Genomic DNA, 23166 nt, shown 5'->3' on the forward strand with positions numbered 1-23166 from the left:
TACCAACCGTTATATACAAGTTACTATTTCGATAAAAGGATAGACGAAGATGAAATCACCGATCAAGCACCCCGATAGGCTGGGCACCAAGAAAACCCTGGTCGCAGCCGCAATCCTTACGGTATGCGGCAGTTCGAGCACATGGGCGCAAACTGTCGAAGACAGCGCGAAAGCCTTTACGCTGGGGACTGTCGTCGTTCGCGCAGGGGCCTCTCAGGATGGGGAAATCGGCGAGGACCAGGTGGCATCGCTCGTCACGCAAAAAGAAATGCAGCAATACAACCGCGACAATATCGCCGATGCGTTGAACCTGCTGTCGGGCATCTCGATTTCCCATGGTCAGAAAAACGAGCGGCGGGTTTCCATCCGAGGCTTCGAGTCGTCGAAAGCCGGCCTGTACATCGACGGCATACCGGTTTACATCCCCTACGACGGCGCAGTGGATATGAATCGCTTCGTCACCGCAGATCTGGCGGCCATCCAGGTAGCCAAGGGCTTCACATCTATGGCCTACGGCCCGAATGCGATGTCCGGCGTGATCAACCTCGTCACGCGCAGGCCGGTGAAGGCCTTCGAGGGCGACGTCATGCTCGGCGTCGGTGAAGGCAACGAACGCCGGGCTCAGGTCAACGTCGGTAGCAATCAGGGGTTGTGGTACATCCAGGGCGGCGCGGCGCATCTGGAAAGCGATTATTTCCGCATGTCCTCCGATTTCACCGCCAACCAATACGAGGATGGCGGCCATCGGAACAATTCCTACCGCAAAGACCAGAAGATCTCCTTCAAGATCGGTGTGACGCCCAATGCCACTGATGAATACGCCCTCAGCTACATCAAGCAGGATGGCGAAAAGGGCCAACCGACCTCGACCATCAGAAACATGCAATTCTGGAAGTGGCCCTACTGGAACAAAGAAAGTTTCTACCTGAACACGCGCACCGCGCTCGGCGCCAAGGAAACGCTCAAGATCAAGCTGTACCACGACACCTTCGACAACGCCATCGATATGTACAAAGACAGGACGTTCACCACGATCAATGGTACCGGTCCCAGCATCTACAACGACAAAACCGACGGCGGCTCGATCGAACTGGAATCGACGCGGATCAAGGACAACACCCTGCGCCTGTTCGCCTTCTACAAGAAGGACAGTCACGACAAGAACGATTACAGTGGCACGCTAGCCAAGTTCGACCGGATGGAGGACACGCTCACATCGTTCGCGGTCGAGAACAATTATCAGATTCATCCCGATCTGCTGCTGTCGGTTGGCGCGGCCCACCATGAACTGAAGCCTGACAGGATCTGGAAATCGGATGCCGCGCCGGGAACGCTGAACCTGCCGAACGCCAAGACGGCCAACGATGCGCAGGCCGGACTGTTCTACGACTGGTCTGCCAATGCGCGCTTGTACGCCACCGTGGCGAAGAAAACCCGCCTGCCGTCGTTGATCGACCGCTACAACACGGGTACCAGCAAAAGCGGCACGAGAATCGAGAATCCTGGCCTTCGACCGGAACGCGCCATGAACTATGAGATCGGTTATCAAGGCACGCCATGGCAGGGCGTCAAGGCGGAAGCCGCGTTGTTCTATAGCGAGGTCGAAGACAAGATCCAGGAAGTATTGGTGACTGGCACCACTTACCAAAACCAGAACATCGGCAAGGTGAAATATCCCGGCATCGAACTGGGCCTAAGCACGCGGTTGTCGTCGCAATTCGAATTGGGCGGCAATTTCACTTGGCTCGATCCCAAGAATGTCAGCAATCCAAAGAACAAGATCACCGATGTGCCGAAGAGAAAACTGACGTTGCATGCCCTGTATCAGCCCAGCAATGCCATCGATGTGGTCGCCTTTGTCGAAAATGCCAGCAATCAATGGGATTTCAACTATGTCGAACTTGGAAACCATACCACGCTGAACCTGAAGGTCGCCTATCGGCCGATGAAGGCCATGACCCTGGAAGTTGGCGTCAACAACGCCACCGATGTGAATTACGCGTTCCAGGACGGCTTCCCCCAACCTGGCCGCATGTGGTTTGCCAATGCCCGCTACCAGTTCTGAAGCGGAACTCCGCAAGAGAAGCCCAACGTGAGACTGACTCCATATTTCCCCATTCGAGGAATTCAATGATGAAAATCAGAAATCCAATGAAATACCTTTCCGGCGTCGTCGCCACCCTTGCCATGCTTGGCGTGGGGCAGGCAAGCGCGAATGCCGACGAAGCCGTTCTCGCCCAGAAAAATGGCTGCCTGGCCTGCCATCGCGGCGCTGGAAAAGGCAATGGCCCAGCCTACAAGGATGTCGCGGAGAAATACGCCGGCCAGAAAAATGCCGAAAGCCGGCTCGCCAAGCACATTGTCCAAGGCACCGGCCCCGATGGCCTGGGTTGGCAGAAGGAAGGCAAGGCCAGCCTGCCTTTCATGCCGCCCAACGGCAACGTCAGCACGCAGGATGCCCGCAAGCTGGCCCGCTGGATTCTCGGCATCCACGAGGAAATCCCCGACATCTCCAAGTATTTCGTCACCGAGCAGATCGCCGTCTCCGGCGCCGTGGAAAACAAGCTCAGTCTGAGCGTCGAGGATCTGCGGAAATTCCCGCCCCAGCAGGTCGGCGAGCTGCCGCTGGTCTGTCAGTCGGGCGCTGACCGGGGCAAACTGGAAAACTTCAAGGGCGTGCTGCTGCGCGACATCCTGGAAAAGGCCAAAGTGATCGCCCGCGGCCACAACGACGTCAAGAAGATCGCCATCATCGCCAGCGCCAGCGATGGTTACAAGGTGGTGTTCTCCTGGAGCGAAGTGTTCAATTCACCCATCGGCGAAGGCGTGCTGGTCTTCTTCGAAAAGAACGGTCTACCCCTGGGCGATGAGCAGGGTCGCATCGCCATGGTGTCGACCAAGGATATCCGTACCGGCCCGCGCCACGTGAAGTGGCTGCAAGGCATCGAAGTGAAAAAGATTGCCGATTGACCAAACGACAAGGAGGCCATCCCGATGAGCGCCAGCTTGTTCCCCCCAATCGCCGCCGTCATCCATACCAGTCACGGTATCGCCGACGACGTGCTGGCGATTTTCGCGCACGGCCTGCGCACCCGGGGCTGGCGCGTACGCGGCCTCCTGCAACAAGCGCCAGAGGCTGCCAGTGCATGGTCGCCGCTGGGCGACCATTGCTGCCTCAAACAGGCCCGGCTGGTCGATCTCGACGAGGGCCGCAGCTTCCCGCTGTTCCAGGATCTGGGCAGCGGGTCCACCTCCTGCCGCGTCGACGCCGCCGGCGTGGCTGAAGCCAGCGCAGTCCTGCGCCGGGCCTTGGCCGAAGGGGCCGATCTCGTCGTCACCAATCGCTTCGGCGCCCTGGAGGCGGCGGGAGGCGGGTTCGCCGCCGAAATGCTGGCGCTGATGAGCGAAGGCGTGCCGCTGCTGACCACGGTGGAGGGGAAATACCTGGCCCACTGGCTGAACTTCACCGGCGGCGGCGCGATCGAGCTGCCACCGCGGCTCGATGTGCTGGATGCCTGGTTTTCCGGTCTGGAACACTTCCTCTACCCTGAACCCGCCTATGGCATGCAATGACGCGGCACCGGCGTCAAGCGGCGTTGCGGCTGATCGGCGTCGGCCTCGCCCATGCGGCCATTCTCGGCGCCATGCTCAACATGGCGCCACCGGTGCGGAATGCGCCGGCGGAAGTCATGCAAGTCGGGATCGTCGCACCGCCAGCACCAGAATCATCGAACAAGCCGGCTCAGGCGCGGCCACCATCCCGATTGGCGGTTGCGCCGGCCACGATCCAGAAGACGGAGACAGCACCCGCCATTGCGTTCATCGAGGAAACACCCGCAGTGCCAGTGGCAGAAGCGCCGGCAGCGGCGGCTTTGCCTCGGGCGACGGCACCTGCGCTGGTACCGCCGCTATTCAGCGCCGACTACCTGGAAAATCCGCCGCCCCGCTACCCGCCGATGTCGCGCCGACGCCGCGAACAGGGGAACGTGACGCTGCGGGTCTTCGTGTCGGCCGAGGGCAGCGCCGAGCGGATCGAGATTCAGGCGTCCTCGGGCTTCGAGCGCCTCGATCAGGCGGCGCGCGAGGCGGTCGAATCCTGGCGCTTCGTTCCGGCCCGGCGCGGCCAGCAACGCGTCGCAGCCTGGGTTTTGGTCCCCATTCAGTTCGCCATGTGAGACTATGATGAAAATGTCTGCTATCGATCCGATCGCCGACCTGGATCGCCAGCCTCCTCCTCCGGATTTATTGCGCCGAGCGATCGCCGGGGTCATAAAGCACGCCCAGGACGGAGAGCTGCCATTATTCGCCTGGACCCTGGGATTACCGCAGGAGAAGTTGTGGGGACTGCTCGCGCAGTGTTTTCCAAAACTGGGACGCTTGGACTTTCTGCCGGAATGGGGTTACGCTATTTTTCTACGGGCTGTGCCACCGATCTTCCACGACCTGACGGCGCTGCTGCTCGCCCATCGTGACCGTAATCTGGATACAAACCATGCCGATGGGCTCGCCCGCGCCATCGCCGCTGCCAGTCTGGGTGAGCGCCATCTCTGGCAGGATTTGGGGCTGAACGGCCGCGACGACGTTGCCGCACTGCTGGAATGCTACTTCCCGACGCTGTTCGCCCGCAACACGGCCGACCTGAAGTGGAAGCGCTTTTTGTTCGCCGAACTGGGCGCGGCGCAAGGCCGACCTGATCTGTTGCCGCCAGGATGCGGCAAATGTGATCAGTTCCCGATATGCTTCACAGTTTCGAAAACCAGCGAGTATTGACGCCATGAAACCCCGAGACAAAGCTACCGAACAATCCATCGAACTGCGCGGCTCGGTATGGATGACCGTGGGCGGGGAGAACTTCGGTGGACCGGGCCGCGTCACACTACTGGCGCAGATCGCCGAATGCGGCTCGATCACCCAAGCAGCGAAGGCCATGAAGATGAGCTATAAAGCAGCCTGGGACGCCATCGACACGATGAACAACCTGGCAGGCGAGCCGCTGGTGGAGCGTCTGGCCGGCGGCAAGGGCGGCGGCGGCACCCGACTGACGCACCGTGGCAAGCAACTGGTAGCCAATTTCCGTATCATCGAGCGGGAACATCGTCGTTTCGTCGATCAGCTCAGCCGACAGGCCGAGGGCATTACCGACGATTTTTTGCTGATCAGGAGAATGAACATGAAAACCAGCGCACGCAACCAGTTTCTCGGCAAGGTCACCCAGATTCGGCAGGGCGTCGTGAATGACGAAATCGAACTGGAGGTGGCGGGCGGGCAGAAACTCATCGCCATCGTCACCCACGAGAGCGCCGGCGGACTCGAACTCGCAGTCGGCGACGAAGCCTTCGCCCTGATCAAGGCGTCGTCGATCATCATCGTCACCGACGACAGCGACGCCAAATTCTCGGCGCGGAACCGCCTGGCCGGCACTATCTCCCGCCTCCAGCCCGGTGCGGTGAACACCGAAGTGGTGATCGAGCTGCCCGGCGGCGGCGCGGTGGCGGCCATCGTCACCAACGAAAGCAGCCAGGCCCTGGGGCTGGCGACCGGCAAGCCGGCCCTGGCGATCTTCAAGGCATCGAGCGTGATCGTCGGCGTGCCTGCCTGAACACCCTCATGGAGACCGCCACCAAGGCGGGAACCCGCCTTGGTGGCGTCAGTCGTCCTCCCCCTCAGTCCGGCCGGGGCAAACGCTTCATGACGCCCCACCTTGCTTGAGCGGCAATGCGAACCCGTCGCCAGGCCGGACCACCTTGCAACACCCTCTATCGCTGCTGCCGGTGACGGCCATCCGACCATCAGTCGTCAAGCGCCCAAGCGCCGTACCCCTGCCCTGAGCAACCTGGTGTAGCTCGGCATTTAGCCCTCCCCTCCTACCGTTTCGACAGTCCTTTATCGACGCCCGGTTGCCTTATCTTTATCTTATTGACCACGGTCAGCGAAATAACTACAATCTTTATCAACTTGGCTTTCCGGTATCTCACGCGGAAAGCGTCAGCCACCAGACAACCTTTTCAAACTTGCCGCACCATGGACTTCGAATTCTCGGAAGACGAAAAGAAATTCCTCCGCGAGGTCGGCGGATTCCTGGATGAAAACCATGATCCTGAAGTCATGGATCTGCATCGGGAGAACCTGGCACAGCTGGTCGATACCCCGGCTCGCAGGAAATTCATGCAAAAGCTCGCCGCCCGCGGCTGGCTGGGGATCACCTGGCCGGCCGAATACGGCGGACAGGATGGCCAAGGCTTTTACGAATACCTCCTGAACGAAAAGCTTTCCTCGGTCGGCGCTCCCCAGTTGGGCAAAGGCACCGGGGTCGTCGGAAAAACCTTGATCAAGGTCGGTTCGGACAAGCTGAAGCGTGAATTTCTTCCGAAGATCCTCAAGGCGGAAATCGAGTTTGCCCTCGGCTATACGGAGCCGTCTTCCGGATCGGACTCAGCGGCCATGAGACTGAAGGCCGAGCGCAGCGGCGAAGGCTGGATCCTGAATGGCCAGAAGACATTTACCACCTCGGCCCATTTCGCCGACTGGTACTGGTTCGGCGCACGGACCGACCCCGATGCGCCAAAGCATCACGGCATCACCCTGTTCCTCTTGCCCATGCAGCATCCGGACCTGACCATCCAGCCGATGTACACCATTGGCGGTGAACGCACCAATGCCGTCTTCTTCGACAACGTCTTCGTCCACGACGACTACCGGGTGGGCGAGCTCAACAAGGGATTTCAGTACATCGCCGAAGCCCTGGATATCGAGCGGTTCGGCATGTTCACCTTCTCTCCGATACGAGGAAGGACCGAACTGATCTGCGATCACGTCAAGACGGGAAGCCGGGACGGACGGCCGCTCAAGGACGACCCGGTGATCCGCCAGAAGATCGCGCAACTTGCCACCGAATGCGAAGTGGCGCGCGTACTGGGAATACGCTTTGTCGATGCCGCGCTCAATGCGACCAAGACGCCGACGGCGGAAGCATCGCACTACAAACTCTACGCCACCGAATTTTCGCGACGCCTGGCCGACGCCACCATGGATATCGTCGGCCCCGGCAATCAATTGACTGCCGAATGCGAAGACGCACCGATCGGGGGGCGCGCACCCGGCAGCTACGTGCTGACGGTCCTTGAAACCATCGGCGGCGGCACCTCCGAAATTCAGCGCAACATTATCGCCACGCGCAAGCTCGGCTTGCCGAAAAACTTCTAGCCCCCTGTAAAGACTGGACCCGCGACATGAAAATCTACACCACCGCCCCCCTGGAAGATCCCCGCAAGGCCCGCACCATCTACAAGGAGCTGGAGGACATCGGCTACGATGGCGGCTTCTCCTTCGAGGCCAAGCACGACCCCTTCCTCGCCGCGGCCGTCGCCGCCGAGCACACCACCACCCTGCGCCTGGGCACGGCCATCGCCATCGCCTTCGCCCGCAACCCGATGAACCTGGCCAATCTGGGCTACGACATGCAGTCGATCAGCGGTGGGCGCTTCGTGCTGGGCCTGGGCTCCCAGGTCAAGCCCCACATCGAGAAACGCTTCAGCAGCACCTGGTCCCACCCGGCGGAACGGATGCGGGAGATCGTGCTGGCCATCAAGGCGATCTGGAATTGCTGGGAAGGCAAGGCACCGCTCGACTTCAGGGGCCGGTTTTACACCCACACCATCATGATCCCGGCCTTCAACCCCGGCCCCAATCCTTACGGCCCGCCGCCGATCTTCACCGGTGGCTTCGGCCCCAAAATGACCGCCGTGGCCGGCGTGGCCGCCGACGGCTTCATCTCCCACCCCTTCAATACCCGCCGCTCCCTGCTGGAAAACACCCTCCCGGCGTTGGAACAGGGTCTGGCCGAGTCCGGCCGCCAGCGCAGCGACATCGAAGTAATGAGCGCAACCCTTGTGGTCACCGCCGATACCGAAGAGACCATGGCAGCCTCGAAACTCGCGGCCCGAAAGCAACTGGCCTTCTACGGCTCCACTCCAGCCTATTTGCCGACCCTGGCCTGCCACGGCTGGGAAGACGTGCACAAGGAGCTGAACCGGCTCTCCAAGGAAGGCCGCTGGGACGACATGACCGACCTGATCGGCGACGACATCCTCAACGAGATTGCCGTCGTCGGCGAACGCCACGAAATCGCCGGCAAGCTGCGCGCCCGCCTGGACGGCATCGCCGACAGCGTCAGCATCACCCACAATCGCTATCCGGACCCGGGCCATTGGGCCGATGTGGTGCGAGACCTTAAGAAACAGGCTTGACCGAACGCTCATGGAAGCCGATTTTCCACGCCGGTCCATGAAATACGCAAAAGGCAGGAAGACCCACCCCCTCCCGACCTCCCCCTCTCCGGGGGAGGTGACGATGCTGGCTCGCTACGCTCGACAATTCGGCCTGCCGTTTCAATTCGCTGTTTCACGCTAAAGAGAGGATGAATCATGAGCGATGCCGATCATGAAAAAGTTCTGCGCCAAGCCTGGGCGGATTTCTGCGACGAACTGAAGCGGGCGGCAGACATCCCCTTCGGTCCCACGGTGCCGCCCCATGTCAATGACCGCACCGCCGGTTTCGAGGTGCTGGCGCGCAACATCTCCCTGGCGCTGAACTTCCAGCACGACTACGTCGACCCGCGCTATCCGGAATTGATTCACTACTTCGACCCGGTGCGCAAGCAAGGCGGCGACAACACCGACGCGGTCTATGTGGGCGCCACCATCAACGGCACCGATACCTACCGGATCAGCGGCAACCGCGGCAGCGCCCGCTATTTCGCCGTGACCTCGGTGGAAAAGGGCCAGACGCCGTGGGGCGGCAAGGTTGCCCATACGCTGTTCGCCGACGATCTCGAGGTGGATGCGGATGGCAACTTCGAGTTGATCGTCAGCCCCGATCCTCATCCCGGCAACTGGCTGCGCACCACGCCGGATACCTTCCGTGTCACTTTCCGCCAGTTCTTCGCCGACTGGGAAAACGAACGTCCGATGAAGGCCCGCATCGACCGCCTCACCGGCGACATGGCCCCTCCCCCGCCGCCCGCGCCGGACAAGCTCGCGCGCCAACTGCTGGCCTCGGCGAAATGGGTCAACGAATCGATCGAATTCTGGATCTACATGATCAACATGTGGAAGGCCATCCCCAACACCTTCCGCTCCTACAAGCAACTGGCCGACCGCGCCATCGACGCCACACCGGGCGGTGAGCCGATGGTCGCCTACTGGTCGCTGCCCCGCGACGAGTCGCTGATCATCCGCGTGCGACCACCCCACTGCCAGTACTGGGCGGTGGAGTTCGGTAACTTCTGGTGGACCAGCATGGACTACCGCTACCGGCTGTCCAACACCAACTGCCATTACGCCCAACTGGAGGAGGACGGCGAACTGATCGTGGTGATCTCCCACGACGATCCGGGCCTGCCCAACTGGCTCGACGCCTCCGGCTACGCCGAGGGCTATGTCTGCTACCGCTGGATGCTGGCCGACAGCTATCCGGCGCCGGAGGCCGTCCAGGTCAAGACGACGCAACTGTTCAAGCATCTGCCGGCCCATGTGAAGCGCATCACGCCCAAGGGACGCCACGAACAGCTGATGGAGCGACGGCGCGGCGTGATCAATCGTTTCGGCAACCTCTGAGGGGAGAAACCCGGTGAGCATGAACAATCCGATGGACTGGACGCCCCCGCCCCGCCCCGAGTGGCTGGCGCAAGTCAACGAGGAAGGCCGGGGCATGGACATCGCCAGCCTGGTGCCGCTGCAGCCCCAGGAGCTGATCGACACCGCGATGGCCAACACAGGCCTGTCCGATTTCGGCCGCGACGACTGGCGGGAACCCTTCGAGATCCTGGTCAAGGCCATCAACGATGAGGCCGAACTGAATCTCTTCGGCCGCCTGATGACCCGCAGCGATCTCCTGATCTGGCTCCAGGAGCGGCTGGAAATCGAGGAAGCCTACCGGCGCCACCCCGAGATCGAGGACGAGGTGGTGGATGCGCCGGTGTTCATCGTCGGCCAGGCACGCTCCGGCACCTCCATCCTGTTCGAACTGCTTTCGGCCGACAGCCAGTTCGGCGCGCCGACGAACTGGGAGATCATGTTCCCCTGCCCGCCGCCGGAAGCCGCCACCTACAAGAGCGACCCGCGCATCGCCCGCGCCCAGCATCTGCTGACCCAGTGGCACCGGGTGGCCCCTTCCTTTCTCGCCATGCACGAACTGGGCGCCACCATTCCCAACGAATGCAAGGTGGCGATGAACTGCACCTTCATCACCGACAACCTCACCGGCCTCTTCCAGGTTCCCAGCTATTACCAGTGGCTGATGCAGGCCGACCTCACCGTGCCCTACGCCTACTACAAGCGGATGCTGAAGCTCCTTCAATGGAAGAATCCGCGGCGCCACTGGCTATTGAAATCCCCCTCGCACATCGAGAGCCTGCCGGTGCTGTTCAAGGTCTTCCCCGATGCCCGGGTGGTCTATGCCCACCGCGATCCGATCAAGGCGCGGGCCTCGGTCACCCATCTGCTGGGCACCCTGTACTGGATGCGCAGCGACAAGCCCTTCGACGCTACCTCCTTCGAGCGCCTGATGACGCCGGAGGCCTACGCCTTCAGCCTGAACCGGGTGATCGACCAGATCGAGACCGGTGAAATTCCGCGCGCCCAGATCCACGACTTCCTCTTCGCCGACCTGATGCGCTCGCCCGAGGAGGCGCTGGCCGGGCTCTACCGCAAGCTGGACCTGCCCTTCCCGGACCAGGCCCGGCAGGCGGTAGCCGACTACCTGGCCCACAAACCCCAGGGCAAGTTCGGCCAGAACGTCTATCGCGTCGGCGAAGAGCAACAGATCGCGCACGAGCGGCGGATCTTCGCCCGCTACCAGCACTTCCACAACGTGCCGGAGGAAGTCTGATTCCGGAGGGAGATCTACCCATGCACCTTGACCTGCAAGACCGCGTCATCGTTCTCACCGGAGCCGCCAGCGGCATCGGCCTGGCCTGCCTCAAGGCTTTCGCCGCCGAGGGCTGCACCGTGATCGCGGCCGACATCGACCGTGCCCGACTCGATCTGGCCGTCGCCGCAGCCGGCGGCCGTGTAGTCGCCCAGGTGGCCGACGTCACCGATCCGACCCAGGTGCAAGCGCTGGTGGATCGGGCAGTCGAAGAATTCGGCCGACTGGACGTGATGTTCAACAACGCCGGCGGCGCCTTTCCCACCCCCACCGAAACCCAGCGCATCGAGGACTACCGGCGCATCATCGCCCTCAACCTGGACTCGGTGTACTACGGCATCCACGCCGCCCTGCCGGTGATGCTGGCCCAGGGGCACGGCTGCATCCTGTCCACCACCTCCGGTGCCGGCCTCAATGCCGTCGATGGCTTGGCGGTCTATGGCGCGGCCAAGGCCGGCGTCATCAGCCTGATGAAAAGCGTGGCGACGGAATTCGGCGGGCGCGGCATCCGGGCCAACACGCTTTCCCCCGGTGCGATGGACACCCCGGGCCTGCGCGCCTGGCTGGAAACCTTTCCCGACGGTCCGGCCCGCTACGGCCGTCAGATTCCCAGTGGCCGCCTGGGCACCGGAGAGGACATCGCCCAAACGGCCCTGTTCCTCGCCAGTGATGCGGCGGCCTATATCAATGGGGTGGTGATCCCGGTCGATGGTGCCATCCACGCCCGGCTCGCCTCCCCCCACATCGAATAAGGAGACATCGCATGGACCTCGGACTCAAAGGCAAGACCGTCATCATCACCGGCGGCAGCGGCGGTATCGGCCAGGGGCTGGTACTGGAATTCGCCCGGGAAGGCTGCAATGTCGTAAGTGCCTCGCGGGACGCCGCCACTGGAGAAAAGCTCGCCCAGCAGGCGGCGGCGCAAGGCCTGCCCGGCCGGGTGCTGGCGCTGGCCACCGACGTGACCCAACGAGCCAGCGTGGATGCCATGATCGCCGAGACCCAGCGCCAGTACGGCCCCGTGGATGCCCTGGTCAACAACGCCGGCGGCGTGGCCCATCCGTCCGCCTTCGCCGAACTCGACGACGAGGCACGACGCTGGGAAATCGCCCTCAACATCGACGGTGTGGTCAACTGCTGCCAGGCGGTCGGCCGGGAAATGCTGGCCCGGGGACAGGGCAGCATCGTCAACATCTCATCCAACTCCTCACTGCTTGGCGAAGCGGCGGCCGGCGTGGCCCATTACGGCGCCACCAAGGGCTTCGTGAACAGCCTGTCCAAGGCCTTGGCCTGGGAATGGGCCAAGCAGGGGGTACGGGTGAACAACATCTGCCCCGGCTGGATCGTGCCCCACAAGTCCGAAAATGTGGGCGACGGCAGTTTCTGGAACCGCTTTGGCTTCGAGCAGTTGGGTAAGCCGGAGGACATGGAAAAAGCCCGGGAGGAAGGCACCCTGTTCAACATGAGCGGATTGCCCATCCCGCGCCTGGGCCGACCCGAAGACATCGCCCATCTGGCCCTGTTCCTCGCCTCGGAACGTTCCAGCTACATCACCGGCCAGTTGATCAGCGTCAGTGGCGGCGCCTACATGCCCTAAGCCAGCCAAACCAAACCTATTTCAACGTTCCGAACGAACGCGCAGCCTGAACCGACCCAGCCGACGGAGCACCTCATGACCGATATCGAAAAGCTGACCGCCATCGCCGCAATCCAGGCCCTCAAGGCCCGCTACTTCCGCGCCATGGACAGCAAGGACTGGGCCGGACTGGAGGCGGTTTTCGCCCCCGACCTGATCGCCGATTTCCGCGACTCCCCGCCCATGCGCGACGAAAGCCTCCTGACCGAAGGTGCCGCCGCCTACGTGGCCAAGCTGGCGCCCACGCTGCAGAATATGGTCACCGTGCACCACGGTCACATGCCGGAGATCGAGATCACTTCGGAGACGACCGCGACCGGCGTCTGGGCCATGGAGGACAAGCTCTGGATTCCCGAAGGCAGCCCGCTCCCGTTCAAGGTTCTGCACGGCTACGGTCACTACCATGAAACCTATGTGCGCCTGGACGGGAGATGGCGCATCAAGACGATACGCCTGAGCCGCCTCCATATCGAGACGGGTTGATCGATCCGGCGCCGGAATATGTCATGAACATCGATCCGGCATTGATCGCATTTGGGCAAAAGGAATCTGCGGCGGTAACGGAGCCATTAAAATTCGCCCATCCACCCCGCCAGTGCCGACCGGCGCCTGGCGAACAACCGCGATCGAGGAGAAACAAACATGAAGCGTCTGGCAGGCAAGGTGGCATTGGTGACCGGCGGCGGTCAGGGCGTTGGTCGGGGCATCGCTCTGGCATTGGCGGCGGAAGGCGCCAAGGTCGCCGTCTCGGGCCGCACCCTGTCCAAAGTGGAGGACGCCTGCCGCGAGATCGAGTCCCGCGGCGGCGAGGCGCTGGCCATCGAGTGCGACGTGAAGAGCCAGGAATCCCTGCAGAAATGCGTCGATGCCGTGGTCGCCCGCTTCGGCGGCCTGCAGATCCTGGTCAACAATGCCCAGGAAGTCCCCAACGGCAAGCTGCATCAAGTGACCGACGAGGCTTTTGAAGCCGGCTGGGAATCCGGCCCCCAGGCCACCTTCCGCCTGATGAAGCTGTGCTATCCCTATCTGAAGGGCGACGGCAACATCATCAACCTGGCCAGCGCCGCCGGCCGCCGCTGGGACTCCACCGGCTACGGCTGCTACGGCGCCACCAAGGAGGCGATCCGCCAGCTGACCCGCGCCGCCGCCTGCGAATGGGCCGTCGACGGCATCCGCACCAACGTGATCCTGCCCCTGGCCGAATCCGAAGGTCTCAAGGGCTGGGCCGCCGCCCGGCCCGAGGAAGCGGCGGCCTACTTCAACACCATCCCGATGCGCCGCGTCGGCGAATGCGAGGGTGACATCGGCCGCTTCGTCGCCGCCCTCTGCACGGACGACTGCCGCTACGTCAACGGCCAGAGCATCGCGCTCGACGGCGGCCAGGCTTTCCTGGGCTGAGGCCATCCCAGGCGACTCCGTTCGGGTCATGGCCAGGGGAGCGCTGCCGCTCCCCTTTTTCATGCACACCCCGCTCGTCCGGATCGATCGCTCCCTCGCCCGAGCGCTGGCGATCTCCCTGGCCGCTCACGGCCTGGCCTTCTGGTCCGTGCCAACCGACATGCCGCCAATCACCAGCGGCGGCCTGCGCGCTTCCCTGCGACCAGCGCCAACGACGGCTCCGGCGGATACGCGAAACTTGAGCCACGCGACCGCACCCAAACCCCGAATACTGGATGGGCGACAGACCCGAGAACGATCCATCGATGCACCAGAAACCGCGCGTGCAGCGATGCCCGCAGAGGATCGACTGCCAACCGCGGCGCAGCCATTGGCGCCAGATACCTCGGCCATCGACCCCGCCGGGCTGCGCCAGTACCACTTCGCGCTTGGCCGCGCGGCATCCCGTTTCCGTGTCTACCCGCCCCAGGCGCGCGAGGCCGGCTGGCAAGGACGCGTAACCCTGCGCCTGGCGATGGTCGCGGGCGGCATTCCGCGAGACCTGATCTTGCGCGTCAGCAGCGGCCATCCGGCGCTCGACCAGGCAGCCCAGGAAATGCTGCGCCAGGCCATCGACCACACCCCCGTGCCCGAGACGCTGCGCGGACAGCCCTTCATCATCGACCTCGCAATCGACTTCGATCTGACCGACCCGGCACCCACCCCGCCGCGTTAACGAGGCTGGATGAGATTTCGACGCAGGCGCAGCGCGGTCGCCGTCGATCGATAAACCTTAAAACCTCATTTGGTTTTAATATCCAAACTGGATTGTTCGAGCACCCGTGACACCGGCCCCATGATGGGCGCGGATAGCAAAGTCCGCCACGCTCGGATGTCCGACCCGCCGTTTCGATTCTGAATTTCACATTAATGATTCTGGAGATCGTCGCCATCTCTCGCTTCAGCGACCGCCCTTTTCTCACGAACAGGATACCCATGCATGTTCTCGCCATTCGGTCCCGTAGCGCGCATCGCGCCCCATGAGCCCGATCGCCGTGGTCACGGTGCAACTCCGTCGGCCGGCGCCACCATGATCGGCAGGATCGTCTCCATCATCCTGCTGCTGACGCTCGGCGCTCCGGCCTTCGCCGGCACACTGGTCACGCTGCAGCTCAAGTGGTCCCATTCCTTCCAGTTCGCCGGCTACTACGCCGCACTGGAAAAAGGCTATTACCGCGAAGCCGGCCTCGATGTGCGCATCGAGGAGGCCATGCCCGGCGTCAATGCCATCGATCAGGTGCTGAGCGGGGAAGCGGACTTCGGCGTCGGCACCAGCGACCTGCTGCGGGCGCGCGCGGCAGGTCGCCCCGTAGTGGTCCTGGCCGTGATCTTCCAGCACTCGCCGCTGGTGATGATCGCCAGGAAACGCTATGCCGACCAGTCGCTGCGCGACATCATCGGCAAGCAGGTGATGATCGATCCCCAATCATCCGAATTGCTGGCCTATCTCAAGCAGGAGGGCATTCCTCTCGACGGAATCACCCAGCTCCAGCACAGCTTCAATCCCCAGGACCTGATCGACGGTCACGCGGACGCCATCTCCGCTTATGCCACGAACGAGGTGTACTATCTGGACAAGGCCGGTCTTTCCTATCAGATATTCACCCCCCGCTCCGCGGGCATCGACTTCTACGGCGACAATCTGTTCACCTCGGCACGGCAGATCGAACAGCACCCCGACCGTGTCAGGGCCTTTCGCGAGGCCAGCCTGCGGGGCTGGAAGTACGCGCTGGATCATCCCGAGGAAATCGCCCGCTTGATTCAGAGCCAATACCGCGGACAGCACGATCTGGATTTCTATCGCTTCGAATCCAGGCAGATGCTTCCCTTGATCGATGCCGGACTGGTCGAGGTCGGCTATATGAATCCGGACCGCTGGCATCGCATCGCCAACACCTACGCCAACCTCGGCATGTTGCCGCGCGATCCGCCTCTCACAGGCTTTCTCTACGATCCAGCGCCCAAGGCCGATTCGACGAAGCTCCGCTGGTACCTGTTCGCCGTCCTGGCGCTGATGGCCATCATCGGCATCCTGGCGATCCATTTCCATCGCGTCAAACGACGCCTGGAACGCAGTATCGACACCTTGCAAACCCGCCAGACCACCCTGAGCGAAAGCGAAACCGCCTTGCGCGCGCTCATCGATACCACCGCGGCCGGCGTGTATGTCCTGCGCGGAAACAGGTTCGCCATGGTCAACCCGGCACTGGTCGCCCTCTCCGGCCATGCCGAAGCAGAAATGCTGGCGATGGATTTCCAGGACCTGATCCATCCCGAGCATCGTGCCATGGTGATGGAATACGCCGCGGCGCGGTCGCGCGGCGGGCAAGTCGCGCCCCGCCATGAATTCAGGATGCTCGCCAGGCACGGCGGAATCCGCTGGGTGGAACTGACGGTGGAGAGGATCACCCTGTCTGGCGAATCGGCGAGCGTCGGCACGATCTACGACATCACCGCACGCAAGCGGGTCGAGGAACGGACCAAACACATGGCCCGGCATGACGAACTGACCGGACTGGCCAACCGGAGCCTGTTCGCGGATCGATTCAAGCAGGCCCTGGCCAGCGCCAAGCGCGACCACTACCAGCTCGGTTTGTTATACCTCGATCTCGGTCTCGACCAGCTCAAGGACGGCGATGCTCCGTTGGGCCATGCCGTCGCGGACTCGGTCTTGAAGGAAATGGCCAGACGAATCACGGAGTGCATCCGCGACTCGGATACGGCGGCGCGCATGGGCGGCGACGAATTCGCTGTGCTGTTGCGCACCATCGAGGAAAGCCGCAACGCATCCGCCGTCGCGGAAAAGATCCGGCAGGCGCTGGGGCGGCCCATGACGGTTGCCGGCCACCGCCTGCGCATTTCCGCCAACATCGGCATCGCCATCTACCCGGAGCACGGAGTCGACGAAATGGAGCTCATCCGCAACGCCGATAGCGCCCTGTGTCGAGCCAGGGAAACGGGCAGCGGAAATATCCAGATGTTCCAGTACGAGGATCAATGTACCTGAACAGCCGGGGCATTCGGACCCGTCCGCCGCCGCCCCGCAAGGCACCGCCCGTCCTTCTCAGGACGACGCGCTCCCTGCCTTCTCGAGCAACTGGACGAACTGACCGACAGGAACGGGGCGGCTGAACAAATATCCTTGCGCCTCGTCGCAACCGGAGCCGCCAAGAAAGGCCAGTTGCGCCTCGGTCTCCACGCCTTCGGCGATGACGGTCAGTTGCAGCGTATGTCCCAGCTGGATGATGGCCTTGACGATGGACGCGCCATCGGCATGGGTCAACATGTCGCGCACGAAAGACCGGTCGATCTTGAGCTTGTCGACCGCCAACTGCTTGAGATAGGAAAGGCTGGAATAGCCCGTGCCGAAATCGTCGATCGAAAGCTTGACGCCAAGCCTCTTCAGGCCACGCAGGGTGCTCATGGTCGCATCCACGTCCTGCAGCAGGATCGACTCGGTCAATTCCAGTTCCAGGCATCTTGCGGGCAGGCCCGATCGATCCAGGGCCAAGGACACCATTTCCAGCACGTTGCCGCGTTTGAACTGCAAGGCCGAGAGATTCACCGCGACCACCAGCGGCGCCTGTCGGCTATCCAGCCAGGCCTTGGCCTGACGGCAAGCCTCATTGAGCACCCATTCGCCGATCTGGATGATGTAGCCGTTCTGCTCGGCCAGAGGGATGAACTTCGCCGGCGGAATCAACCCATCGACCGGGTGCTGCCAGCGCACCAGGGCCTCGGCGCCGACGATCCGGCCAGTGCCGATATCGATCTGGGGCTGGTAGTGGAGGATGAACTCCCGGTTCCGGACCGCATCCAGCAGGCCGCTGGTCAGCCGCACCCGGTCCAGAGCGTCCGCATTCATTTCGTGGGTGAAAAACCGGTAGGTGTTGCGACCGCACTCCTTGGCGTTGTGAACCGCCGTGTCCGCCCGTCTGAGCAAAGTATCGAAATCGCTGCCGTCGTTCGGGAACACGCTGATGCCAATGGAAAAGGTCACATTCATCGGGTTGCCATCGATGGCGACCGACTCGACGAAAGCCTCGCACAGGGCGTCGGCCATATTGGCGATCTTCGCCGAATCCCGCATGCCCGTGAGCAGGATGACGAATTCGTCCCCGCTCAGGCGGCTGATCGTGCTGGTCGCCGGAACGCAGCGGTGCAGCCGCTCGACCGCCGTGACCAGCACCTTGTCGCCGGTATCGTGCCCGAGGCTGTCGTTGATCTGCTTGAAGTTGTCCAGGTCGAGATAGAACATCGCGACCATCGACTTCTCGCTGGCGGCAAGCAGCGCCGCCTGCTCGAAGCGGTCTCGCAGCAACAGGCGGTTGGGGAGGTGGGTCAGCGGGTCGAAGTGCGCGAGGAACGCCACCCTTTCCTTCGCCGCGGCATGCTCGGCGCGCGTGCGCAGCGTCACGATGCCATAGGCAAGGTCGTTGGCCATTTCCTCGAGCAGCCGGACTTCTTCAGGATTGAACGCATCGACATCGCGTGAATAAATGGTCAGCGCGCCCAACGTCCTCGGATCCCCCCCCGAATCGCCGACGAGCGGCAAGGCGATGCTGGATCGATAGCCACGCTGGACTGCCGCCTCGCGCCATGGCGCGAGCGTGGGATTGGTCAGCACGTCCTGATTGACGACCGTCTTGCCAAGCCGGATCGCCGTTCCCGTCGGTCCCCGGCCGCGTTCCGTGTCCGCCCAGCAGATGTCGATCTTTTCGAGATAGCCATCCTCGTAGCCGGACTGGGCGATCGGCTGCACGCGCCTGGCCGGGTCGTATTCGGCGTAGCCGACCCAGGCCATCAGATAGCCTGCCCGTTCCACGCACAGGCGGCAGATCCCCGCCAGCAGCTTGTACTCGTCCTCCGCGTGCACCAACGCCATGTTGCAGTCGCTGAGCAGCCGCAGGGCTCGATTGAGCTTGCTCTGTTCCAGCTCCGCCTGCTTGCGCGCGCTCACGTCGTTGTACATCGACACGACGCTGCCGTCGGGAAGCTTGTAGACGAAGGTCTCCCGCCAACCCGAAACGCGCTCGTCGAAATACAAGGCGGCCGGGTGGTCTTCCGCCACGCCCGACTGCCAGACGCGCCGCAGCACATCGAGCAGGCCGAAGGCGGCGATGCCTGGGAAGACCTCCTCGATCCGCTTGCCCAGCGTCTCGGCGCGCTGAATCCGGTCCATTCTTTCCGCCGCACGGTTGAGCGCGGTCAAAACGAATTCGCCATCCACCGTGACGCTGAACACCGCCACGCCGCTGCTCATGTTCTCGAACAGCGCATTCTTGTTGTTCTCGCTCTGCCGCAATTCGTCGGTCATGCGCTCCGCCAGGGCCTGCGCGCGACTCCGGCCGGTGACCAGCAGCCAGACCACCAGGGCCAACAGCACGCTGCCCGCACCGCCGGCAACAGCGACGATATCTGTTGCATCCCGTGTGATCATATCCCGCTTCGTAGCTGGCCACTCTTTCGAGCAAGAGAAGTGATGCGTGGTCTGATTGAAACCTTGAAAGCGAAGCAAGCGACATGAGTGAAGTCCACGCCCAAGCCCGAACGACCCCTCGAACGCGAACAGAGATCAAGCAGTCATCCGCATCGCTGGCTGAGTTGGCAGAACGCTACAACATCAGCGTAGCGACCGCGCGTAAGTGGAAGCGGCGCGATAGTCCGGAGGATTTATCGCACCGCCCGCACAAGCTCTGTACCACGCTGACGCCTGCGCAAGAGGCGATTGTCGTGGCGTTACGGCGCCTGACGCTGCTGCCGTTAGATGACCTGGTGGCTGTGGTGCGCGAATTCATCAATCCGGAAGTCTCGCGCTCGGGACTGGATCGCTGCTTGCGCCGCCATGGCGTGGCCAACCTGCGCCAACAACAAGCCGAGGCACTGGCCGATGCAGGCGAAATCCAGCCCTCTGTCAAAACCTTCAAGGATTACGAGCCAGGCTTCCTGCACATGGATATCAAGTACTTACCGCAGATGCCCGACGAAAAAGAGCGGCGCTACCTGTTTGTGGCTATCGATCGCGCCACACGCTGGGTGTTCATGCATATCTATGCCGATCAAAGCGAGCGTAGCAGCGTGGATTTTTTGAACCGCCTGGAACGCGCCGCACCGATGAAGATCGTCAAACTGCTCACGGACAACGGCAGCCAGTTTACCGACCGCTTCACAAGCAAAAAGCGTGAGCCCACAGGACGCCACGTCTTTGATGTACGCTGCGCGGCGCTGAACATCGAGCACCGCCTGTGCCCGCCACGCCACCCGCAGACCAACGGGATGGTCGAGCGTTTCAATGGCCGAATCAGTGAGGTGGTGAGCCAGACCCGATTTGCTTCAGCCGCTGAGTTGGAGACGACGCTTGCGCGCTATGTAAAAACCTACAACCAGCAGATTCCGCAGCGCGCACTCAACCATCGTTCTCCCATTCAGGCGCTCAAGGAATGGCAGCAGAAAAAACCAGAATTGTTCAAAAAACGTGTTTATAACCAGGCGGGACTAGACAGATATCCGCCTCGCTGCTCCGCAACTGGGCGTCGAACACGGGAAGCGAGCGGATCGAGACCGTCCACCGATGGTCAAAAAGATCGATGGTCCGCAGGGTGTGGAATGCGGCATCCCGAGGAGCCGCCTGATCGTTCGAATCGAACATCAGTTGGCTTTTTCCGGTCTCGTTCCCATCGTAGATTTCGAGATCCAGGGAGGCATTGATTTCGCCGAAATGCTTCCCAAGTATTCCCGCCATCAGGTCGTTCATGCGAAAAGGCGCATAGACCCAGCCCACCAGATTCGTACGGCGCTCATCCGGCGTGCCGTGGGGCGCGTTGAAACGGAAGACCGGCAGATACATCAGAAATCCGGCCTGAGGGCTCTGATCGGTTTCCTGCAACAGCCGCACCTTGCCGGAAATCGTGGTCATTTCCTCATCCCGCGCCTGGGCCATCGCCTTGCGCCGCACCGGCTCGGAATACATGTCGAAACCGAAGGCGCGCTGATTGCGCCAATTGAACGGTTCCAGGTAAACGATGGAGGTATACACGTCCCGCTGGCCGCCGGGACGAATGTCGTAGCCTGGAAATCCTTCAGCCCGTATCGCGGCGACGTGACTCGCCTTCTGCGGCGCCGGGATCAGACGTGAAAACCCCACGCCCTGAATGCCGGGGTACTTGCCTTCGAGCCTCAGGGTGCGAACGTATTCGGCGAACCCGGCACGCTCCACCGACTGCGACGCGGCGAACAGGCCGACCGCTCCGCTCAGCACCTGCTCGTAGTTGTGCAACCGCCGCTCGATGTTCTCGACGATCTCATTGACCCGGAACTCGAACTCGCCGCGAACCGTCTGCCGGACCGACTTCCAAACCTGGTCATGCAGCACGTAGGTCAGCGCCATTCCAAAGACGAGTATCACCCCGGGCAGCAGCAGGCGAAAAAACGAAGCTCGGCGGCTCGGGAATGAGCGATCTGACATGGACTCAAGTCTAACAGGGGAGTTGTCGCGCGAGCACTCCGCCCGTCCGCCCATTCGCAATGGGCCCCGTCAAGCAAAACGGGCCGGCGGAACGATCCGCCGGCCCGTTTTGCTCAATCCCGGAAATTGCGCGTCAGGGCTTGAAGGCATCCCGCAGTTCCCGCTTCAGCACCTTGCCCGAGGCGTTGGTGGGGAACGTCTTCTCGAAGCGCGCATAGCGCGGCACCTTGTAGTTGGACATGTTCTCCCGAGCCCAGCCGATCAGCCCCTTTTCGTCCAACGCGGCGCCGTCCTTCAGGATCACGAAGGCGCAGCCCACCTCGCCCATGCGCTCGTCGGGCACGCCCACCACGGCCACCTGGGCAATCGCGGGATGGACGCTGAGCAGCTTTTCCACCTCGGCCGGATAGCAGTTGAAGCCGCCGACGATGAACATGTCCTTCAGGCGGTCGGTGATGCGCAGGTTGCCCCGCGCGTCGAGGATGCCGACGTCGCCGGTATGCAGCCAGCCCTCGGCGTCGATCGCCTCGCGGGTGCCCTCCTCGTCGTCCATGTAGCCCTTCATCACGCAATAGCCGCGGATCACGATCTCACCGGCCGTGCCCGCAGGCACCGGGTTGCCGGCCTCGTCCACGCAGCGCAGCTCGATGCCGGGGATCACCCGGCCACTGGTGGTGGCGATGGTTTCCGCATCCTCGCCGGGATCGCAGACGGTGGCGCAGCCGCCGCACTCGGTCAGGCCGTAGGCGGTCACCACCACCTTGAAGCCCAGCTCGTCGCGCATGCGCTGGATCAGCACCGGCGGAATGGTGGCGGCGCCGGTCACGGCGACCCGCAGGCTGGAGATGTCGTAGTCCTTCAGCCTGGGCGAGGCCAGCATCGTCAGGTACAGGGTGGGCGGGCCGGGCAGGAAGCTGATGCGCTCGTCGTTGATCAGCTTCAGCACGGTCTCGGCGTCGAACACCGCGCAGGGCAAGATGGTCGCGCCGCGCAGCAGGGCCGAGAACCAGCCGGCCTTGTAGCCGAAGGAATGGAAGAAGGGGTTGATCACCAGATAGCGGTCGCCCGGCCCCAGAGTCACCACGCTGGACCAGGCGTCGAAGGCCTGGACCACGGCGCTGTGCACCGACATCACGCCCTTGGAGCGGCCGGTGGTGCCGGAGGTGAACATCAGGTCGGAGAGGGAATCGGGCTTCACCGTCTCCATCCGTGCCAGGGCGTCGGCCTCGGAGACCCGCCCCGCCAGCGCCATGAAATCGTCCCAGCCCTTGTCGCCGGCCTTGGCGGCGCGCAGCACGAAGGTATGGGCCAGCCCGCCCACGTCCTGGCCCTGCAACATGTCGGGATAGTAGCTGCCCAGGAAATCGCCGGCGATGAACATCACCCTGGCGCCGCTGCGCTTCAGGATGTCGGCCGCTTCCATGCCCTTCATGCGGGTGTTGATGGGCACCAGCACGGCGCCAGCCGTCTGCAGGCCGAGGGCGGCGACGATCCATTCCCACTGGTTGGGCGCCCAGATCGCCACCCGGTCGCCGACGCCCACGCCCAGGGCCATCAGGGCCCGGGCGGCCTGGAGCCGCAGGGCGTCCAGGTCGCGGTAGCTGATCTTGCGCTCCCCCTCCTCGATGGCGATGGCCTCCGGCCAGCGGGCGGCGGACTCCGCCATCGTGTGGGGAATGGTCAGGGTCTTGGGCAGCATAGG

General features: G+C 62.8%; 19 protein-coding genes and 1 pseudogene. 17 read left to right on the top strand and 3 right to left on the bottom strand.

The features are described from left to right. Positions 1-49 precede the first annotated feature (49 nt). The 16 genes from B9N43_RS04260 (at position 50) to B9N43_RS04335 (ending at position 17006) form a co-directional block, all read left to right on the top strand. A complete protein-coding gene (locus tag B9N43_RS04260) occupies positions 50-2065 on the top strand; it encodes a TonB-dependent receptor plug domain-containing protein (protein ID WP_145841079.1) in 2016 nt (671 codons plus the stop codon). A gap of 86 nt (positions 2066-2151) precedes the next feature. Continuing rightward, entirely contained in the window at positions 2152-2970 is an 819-nt protein-coding gene (locus B9N43_RS04265; RefSeq protein ID WP_222428795.1) for a molybdopterin-dependent oxidoreductase, read from the top strand. Between the two features lie 24 nt (positions 2971-2994). Further along, the gene (locus B9N43_RS04270; protein ID WP_145841080.1) at positions 2995-3573 is read left to right on the top strand and encodes a DUF2478 domain-containing protein; all 579 of its coding nucleotides are present in this window, start codon (positions 2995-2997) and stop codon (positions 3571-3573) included. Next, complete coding sequence (locus B9N43_RS04275) at positions 3570-4175, top strand: energy transducer TonB (RefSeq protein ID WP_145841081.1); 606 nt, start codon at positions 3570-3572, stop codon at positions 4173-4175. The genes B9N43_RS04270 and B9N43_RS04275 overlap by 4 nt, the downstream gene beginning before the upstream one ends. A gap of 13 nt (positions 4176-4188) precedes the next feature. Then, positions 4189-4770 (top strand): nitrogen fixation protein NifQ, encoded by a 582-nt coding sequence (locus tag B9N43_RS04280; protein ID WP_186453976.1) that lies wholly within the window; start codon positions 4189-4191, stop codon positions 4768-4770. 4 nt (positions 4771-4774) lie between these two features. Continuing rightward, positions 4775-5599, top strand: coding sequence for a TOBE domain-containing protein (locus B9N43_RS04285; RefSeq protein WP_222428796.1), 825 nt, complete (start codon positions 4775-4777; stop codon positions 5597-5599). Between the two features lie 317 nt (positions 5600-5916). Beyond that, the gene (locus B9N43_RS04290; protein ID WP_222428797.1) at positions 5917-7203 is read left to right on the top strand and encodes an acyl-CoA dehydrogenase family protein; all 1287 of its coding nucleotides are present in this window, start codon (positions 5917-5919) and stop codon (positions 7201-7203) included. 26 nt (positions 7204-7229) lie between these two features. Continuing rightward, entirely contained in the window at positions 7230-8246 is a 1017-nt protein-coding gene (locus tag B9N43_RS04295; RefSeq protein WP_145841083.1) for a TIGR03617 family F420-dependent LLM class oxidoreductase, read from the top strand. Positions 8247-8423: 177 nt separating this feature from the next. Next, entirely contained in the window at positions 8424-9614 is a 1191-nt protein-coding gene (locus tag B9N43_RS04300; RefSeq protein WP_145841084.1) for a DUF1214 domain-containing protein, read from the top strand. A gap of 19 nt (positions 9615-9633) precedes the next feature. Then, the gene (locus B9N43_RS04305) at positions 9634-10887 is read left to right on the top strand and encodes a sulfotransferase family protein (protein WP_145843433.1); all 1254 of its coding nucleotides are present in this window, start codon (positions 9634-9636) and stop codon (positions 10885-10887) included. A gap of 20 nt (positions 10888-10907) precedes the next feature. Next, a complete protein-coding gene (locus tag B9N43_RS04310; protein ID WP_145841085.1) occupies positions 10908-11678 on the top strand; it encodes an SDR family NAD(P)-dependent oxidoreductase in 771 nt (256 codons plus the stop codon). An 11-nt stretch (positions 11679-11689) separates the two neighbouring features. Further along, a complete protein-coding gene (locus B9N43_RS04315) occupies positions 11690-12523 on the top strand; it encodes an SDR family NAD(P)-dependent oxidoreductase (RefSeq protein WP_145841087.1) in 834 nt (277 codons plus the stop codon). Positions 12524-12598: 75 nt separating this feature from the next. Next, complete coding sequence (locus tag B9N43_RS04320) at positions 12599-13045, top strand: nuclear transport factor 2 family protein (protein WP_145841088.1); 447 nt, start codon at positions 12599-12601, stop codon at positions 13043-13045. Between the two features lie 159 nt (positions 13046-13204). Next, a complete protein-coding gene (locus B9N43_RS04325) occupies positions 13205-13960 on the top strand; it encodes an SDR family NAD(P)-dependent oxidoreductase (protein ID WP_145841089.1) in 756 nt (251 codons plus the stop codon). Between the two features lie 370 nt (positions 13961-14330). Then, complete coding sequence (locus B9N43_RS17130; protein ID WP_186453977.1) at positions 14331-14675, top strand: energy transducer TonB; 345 nt, start codon at positions 14331-14333, stop codon at positions 14673-14675. Between the two features lie 264 nt (positions 14676-14939). Beyond that, positions 14940-17006, top strand: coding sequence for an ABC transporter substrate-binding protein (locus B9N43_RS04335; RefSeq protein WP_222428799.1), 2067 nt, complete (start codon positions 14940-14942; stop codon positions 17004-17006). Positions 17007-17063: 57 nt separating this feature from the next. On the opposite strand, the gene B9N43_RS04340 is transcribed toward B9N43_RS04335, so the two are convergent. Then, positions 17064-19439 carry a GGDEF domain-containing protein gene (locus tag B9N43_RS04340; protein ID WP_145841092.1) on the bottom strand — a complete coding sequence of 792 codons (2376 nt, stop codon included), beginning with the start codon at positions 19437-19439 and terminating at the stop codon, positions 17064-17066. Positions 19440-19522: 83 nt separating this feature from the next. Between B9N43_RS04340 and B9N43_RS04345 the strand changes: the two are divergent. Beyond that, positions 19523-20500: pseudogene (locus tag B9N43_RS04345) on the top strand (IS481 family transposase); the annotation flags it as partial. On the opposite strand, the gene B9N43_RS04350 reads toward B9N43_RS04345, so the two are convergent. Continuing rightward, the gene (locus B9N43_RS04350) at positions 20466-21518 is read right to left on the bottom strand and encodes a CHASE domain-containing protein (RefSeq protein ID WP_145841093.1); all 1053 of its coding nucleotides are present in this window, start codon (positions 21516-21518) and stop codon (positions 20466-20468) included. The pseudogene B9N43_RS04345 and the gene B9N43_RS04350 overlap by 35 nt on opposite strands. Before the next feature lie 79 nt (positions 21519-21597). Continuing rightward, the gene (locus B9N43_RS04355) at positions 21598-23163 is read right to left on the bottom strand and encodes a FadD3 family acyl-CoA ligase (protein ID WP_145841095.1); all 1566 of its coding nucleotides are present in this window, start codon (positions 23161-23163) and stop codon (positions 21598-21600) included. Positions 23164-23166: the final 3 nt, after the last annotated feature.

The sequence above is a fragment of the Denitratisoma sp. DHT3 genome (assembly GCF_007833355.1).
Classification (GTDB): Bacteria; Pseudomonadota; Gammaproteobacteria; order Burkholderiales; family Rhodocyclaceae; genus Denitratisoma.

Bases quoted from the DNA above. Each gene is read 5' to 3' on its own strand.
- B9N43_RS04260 (WP_145841079.1), top strand. From the start codon at position 50: ATGAAATCACCGATCAAGCACCCCGATAGGCTGGGCACCAAGAAAACC.
- B9N43_RS04265 (WP_222428795.1), top strand. From the start codon at position 2,152: ATGAAATACCTTTCCGGCGTCGTCGCCACCCTTGCCATGCTTGGCGTG.
- B9N43_RS04270 (WP_145841080.1), top strand. From the start codon at position 2,995: ATGAGCGCCAGCTTGTTCCCCCCAATCGCCGCCGTCATCCATACCAGT.
- B9N43_RS04275 (WP_145841081.1), top strand. From the start codon at position 3,570: ATGACGCGGCACCGGCGTCAAGCGGCGTTGCGGCTGATCGGCGTCGGC.
- B9N43_RS04280 (WP_186453976.1), top strand. From the start codon at position 4,189: ATGTCTGCTATCGATCCGATCGCCGACCTGGATCGCCAGCCTCCTCCT.
- B9N43_RS04285 (WP_222428796.1), top strand. From the start codon at position 4,775: ATGAAACCCCGAGACAAAGCTACCGAACAATCCATCGAACTGCGCGGC.
- B9N43_RS04295 (WP_145841083.1), top strand. From the start codon at position 7,230: ATGAAAATCTACACCACCGCCCCCCTGGAAGATCCCCGCAAGGCCCGC.
- B9N43_RS04300 (WP_145841084.1), top strand. From the start codon at position 8,424: ATGAGCGATGCCGATCATGAAAAAGTTCTGCGCCAAGCCTGGGCGGAT.
- B9N43_RS04305 (WP_145843433.1), top strand. From the start codon at position 9,634: ATGAACAATCCGATGGACTGGACGCCCCCGCCCCGCCCCGAGTGGCTG.
- B9N43_RS04310 (WP_145841085.1), top strand. From the start codon at position 10,908: ATGCACCTTGACCTGCAAGACCGCGTCATCGTTCTCACCGGAGCCGCC.
- B9N43_RS04315 (WP_145841087.1), top strand. From the start codon at position 11,690: ATGGACCTCGGACTCAAAGGCAAGACCGTCATCATCACCGGCGGCAGC.
- B9N43_RS04320 (WP_145841088.1), top strand. From the start codon at position 12,599: ATGACCGATATCGAAAAGCTGACCGCCATCGCCGCAATCCAGGCCCTC.
- B9N43_RS04325 (WP_145841089.1), top strand. From the start codon at position 13,205: ATGAAGCGTCTGGCAGGCAAGGTGGCATTGGTGACCGGCGGCGGTCAG.
- B9N43_RS04335 (WP_222428799.1), top strand. From the start codon at position 14,940: ATGTTCTCGCCATTCGGTCCCGTAGCGCGCATCGCGCCCCATGAGCCC.
- B9N43_RS04340 (WP_145841092.1), bottom strand. From the start codon at position 19,439: ATGATCACACGGGATGCAACAGATATCGTCGCTGTTGCCGGCGGTGCG.
- B9N43_RS04350 (WP_145841093.1), bottom strand. From the start codon at position 21,518: ATGGGCGGACGGGCGGAGTGCTCGCGCGACAACTCCCCTGTTAGACTT.
- B9N43_RS04355 (WP_145841095.1), bottom strand. From the start codon at position 23,163: ATGCTGCCCAAGACCCTGACCATTCCCCACACGATGGCGGAGTCCGCC.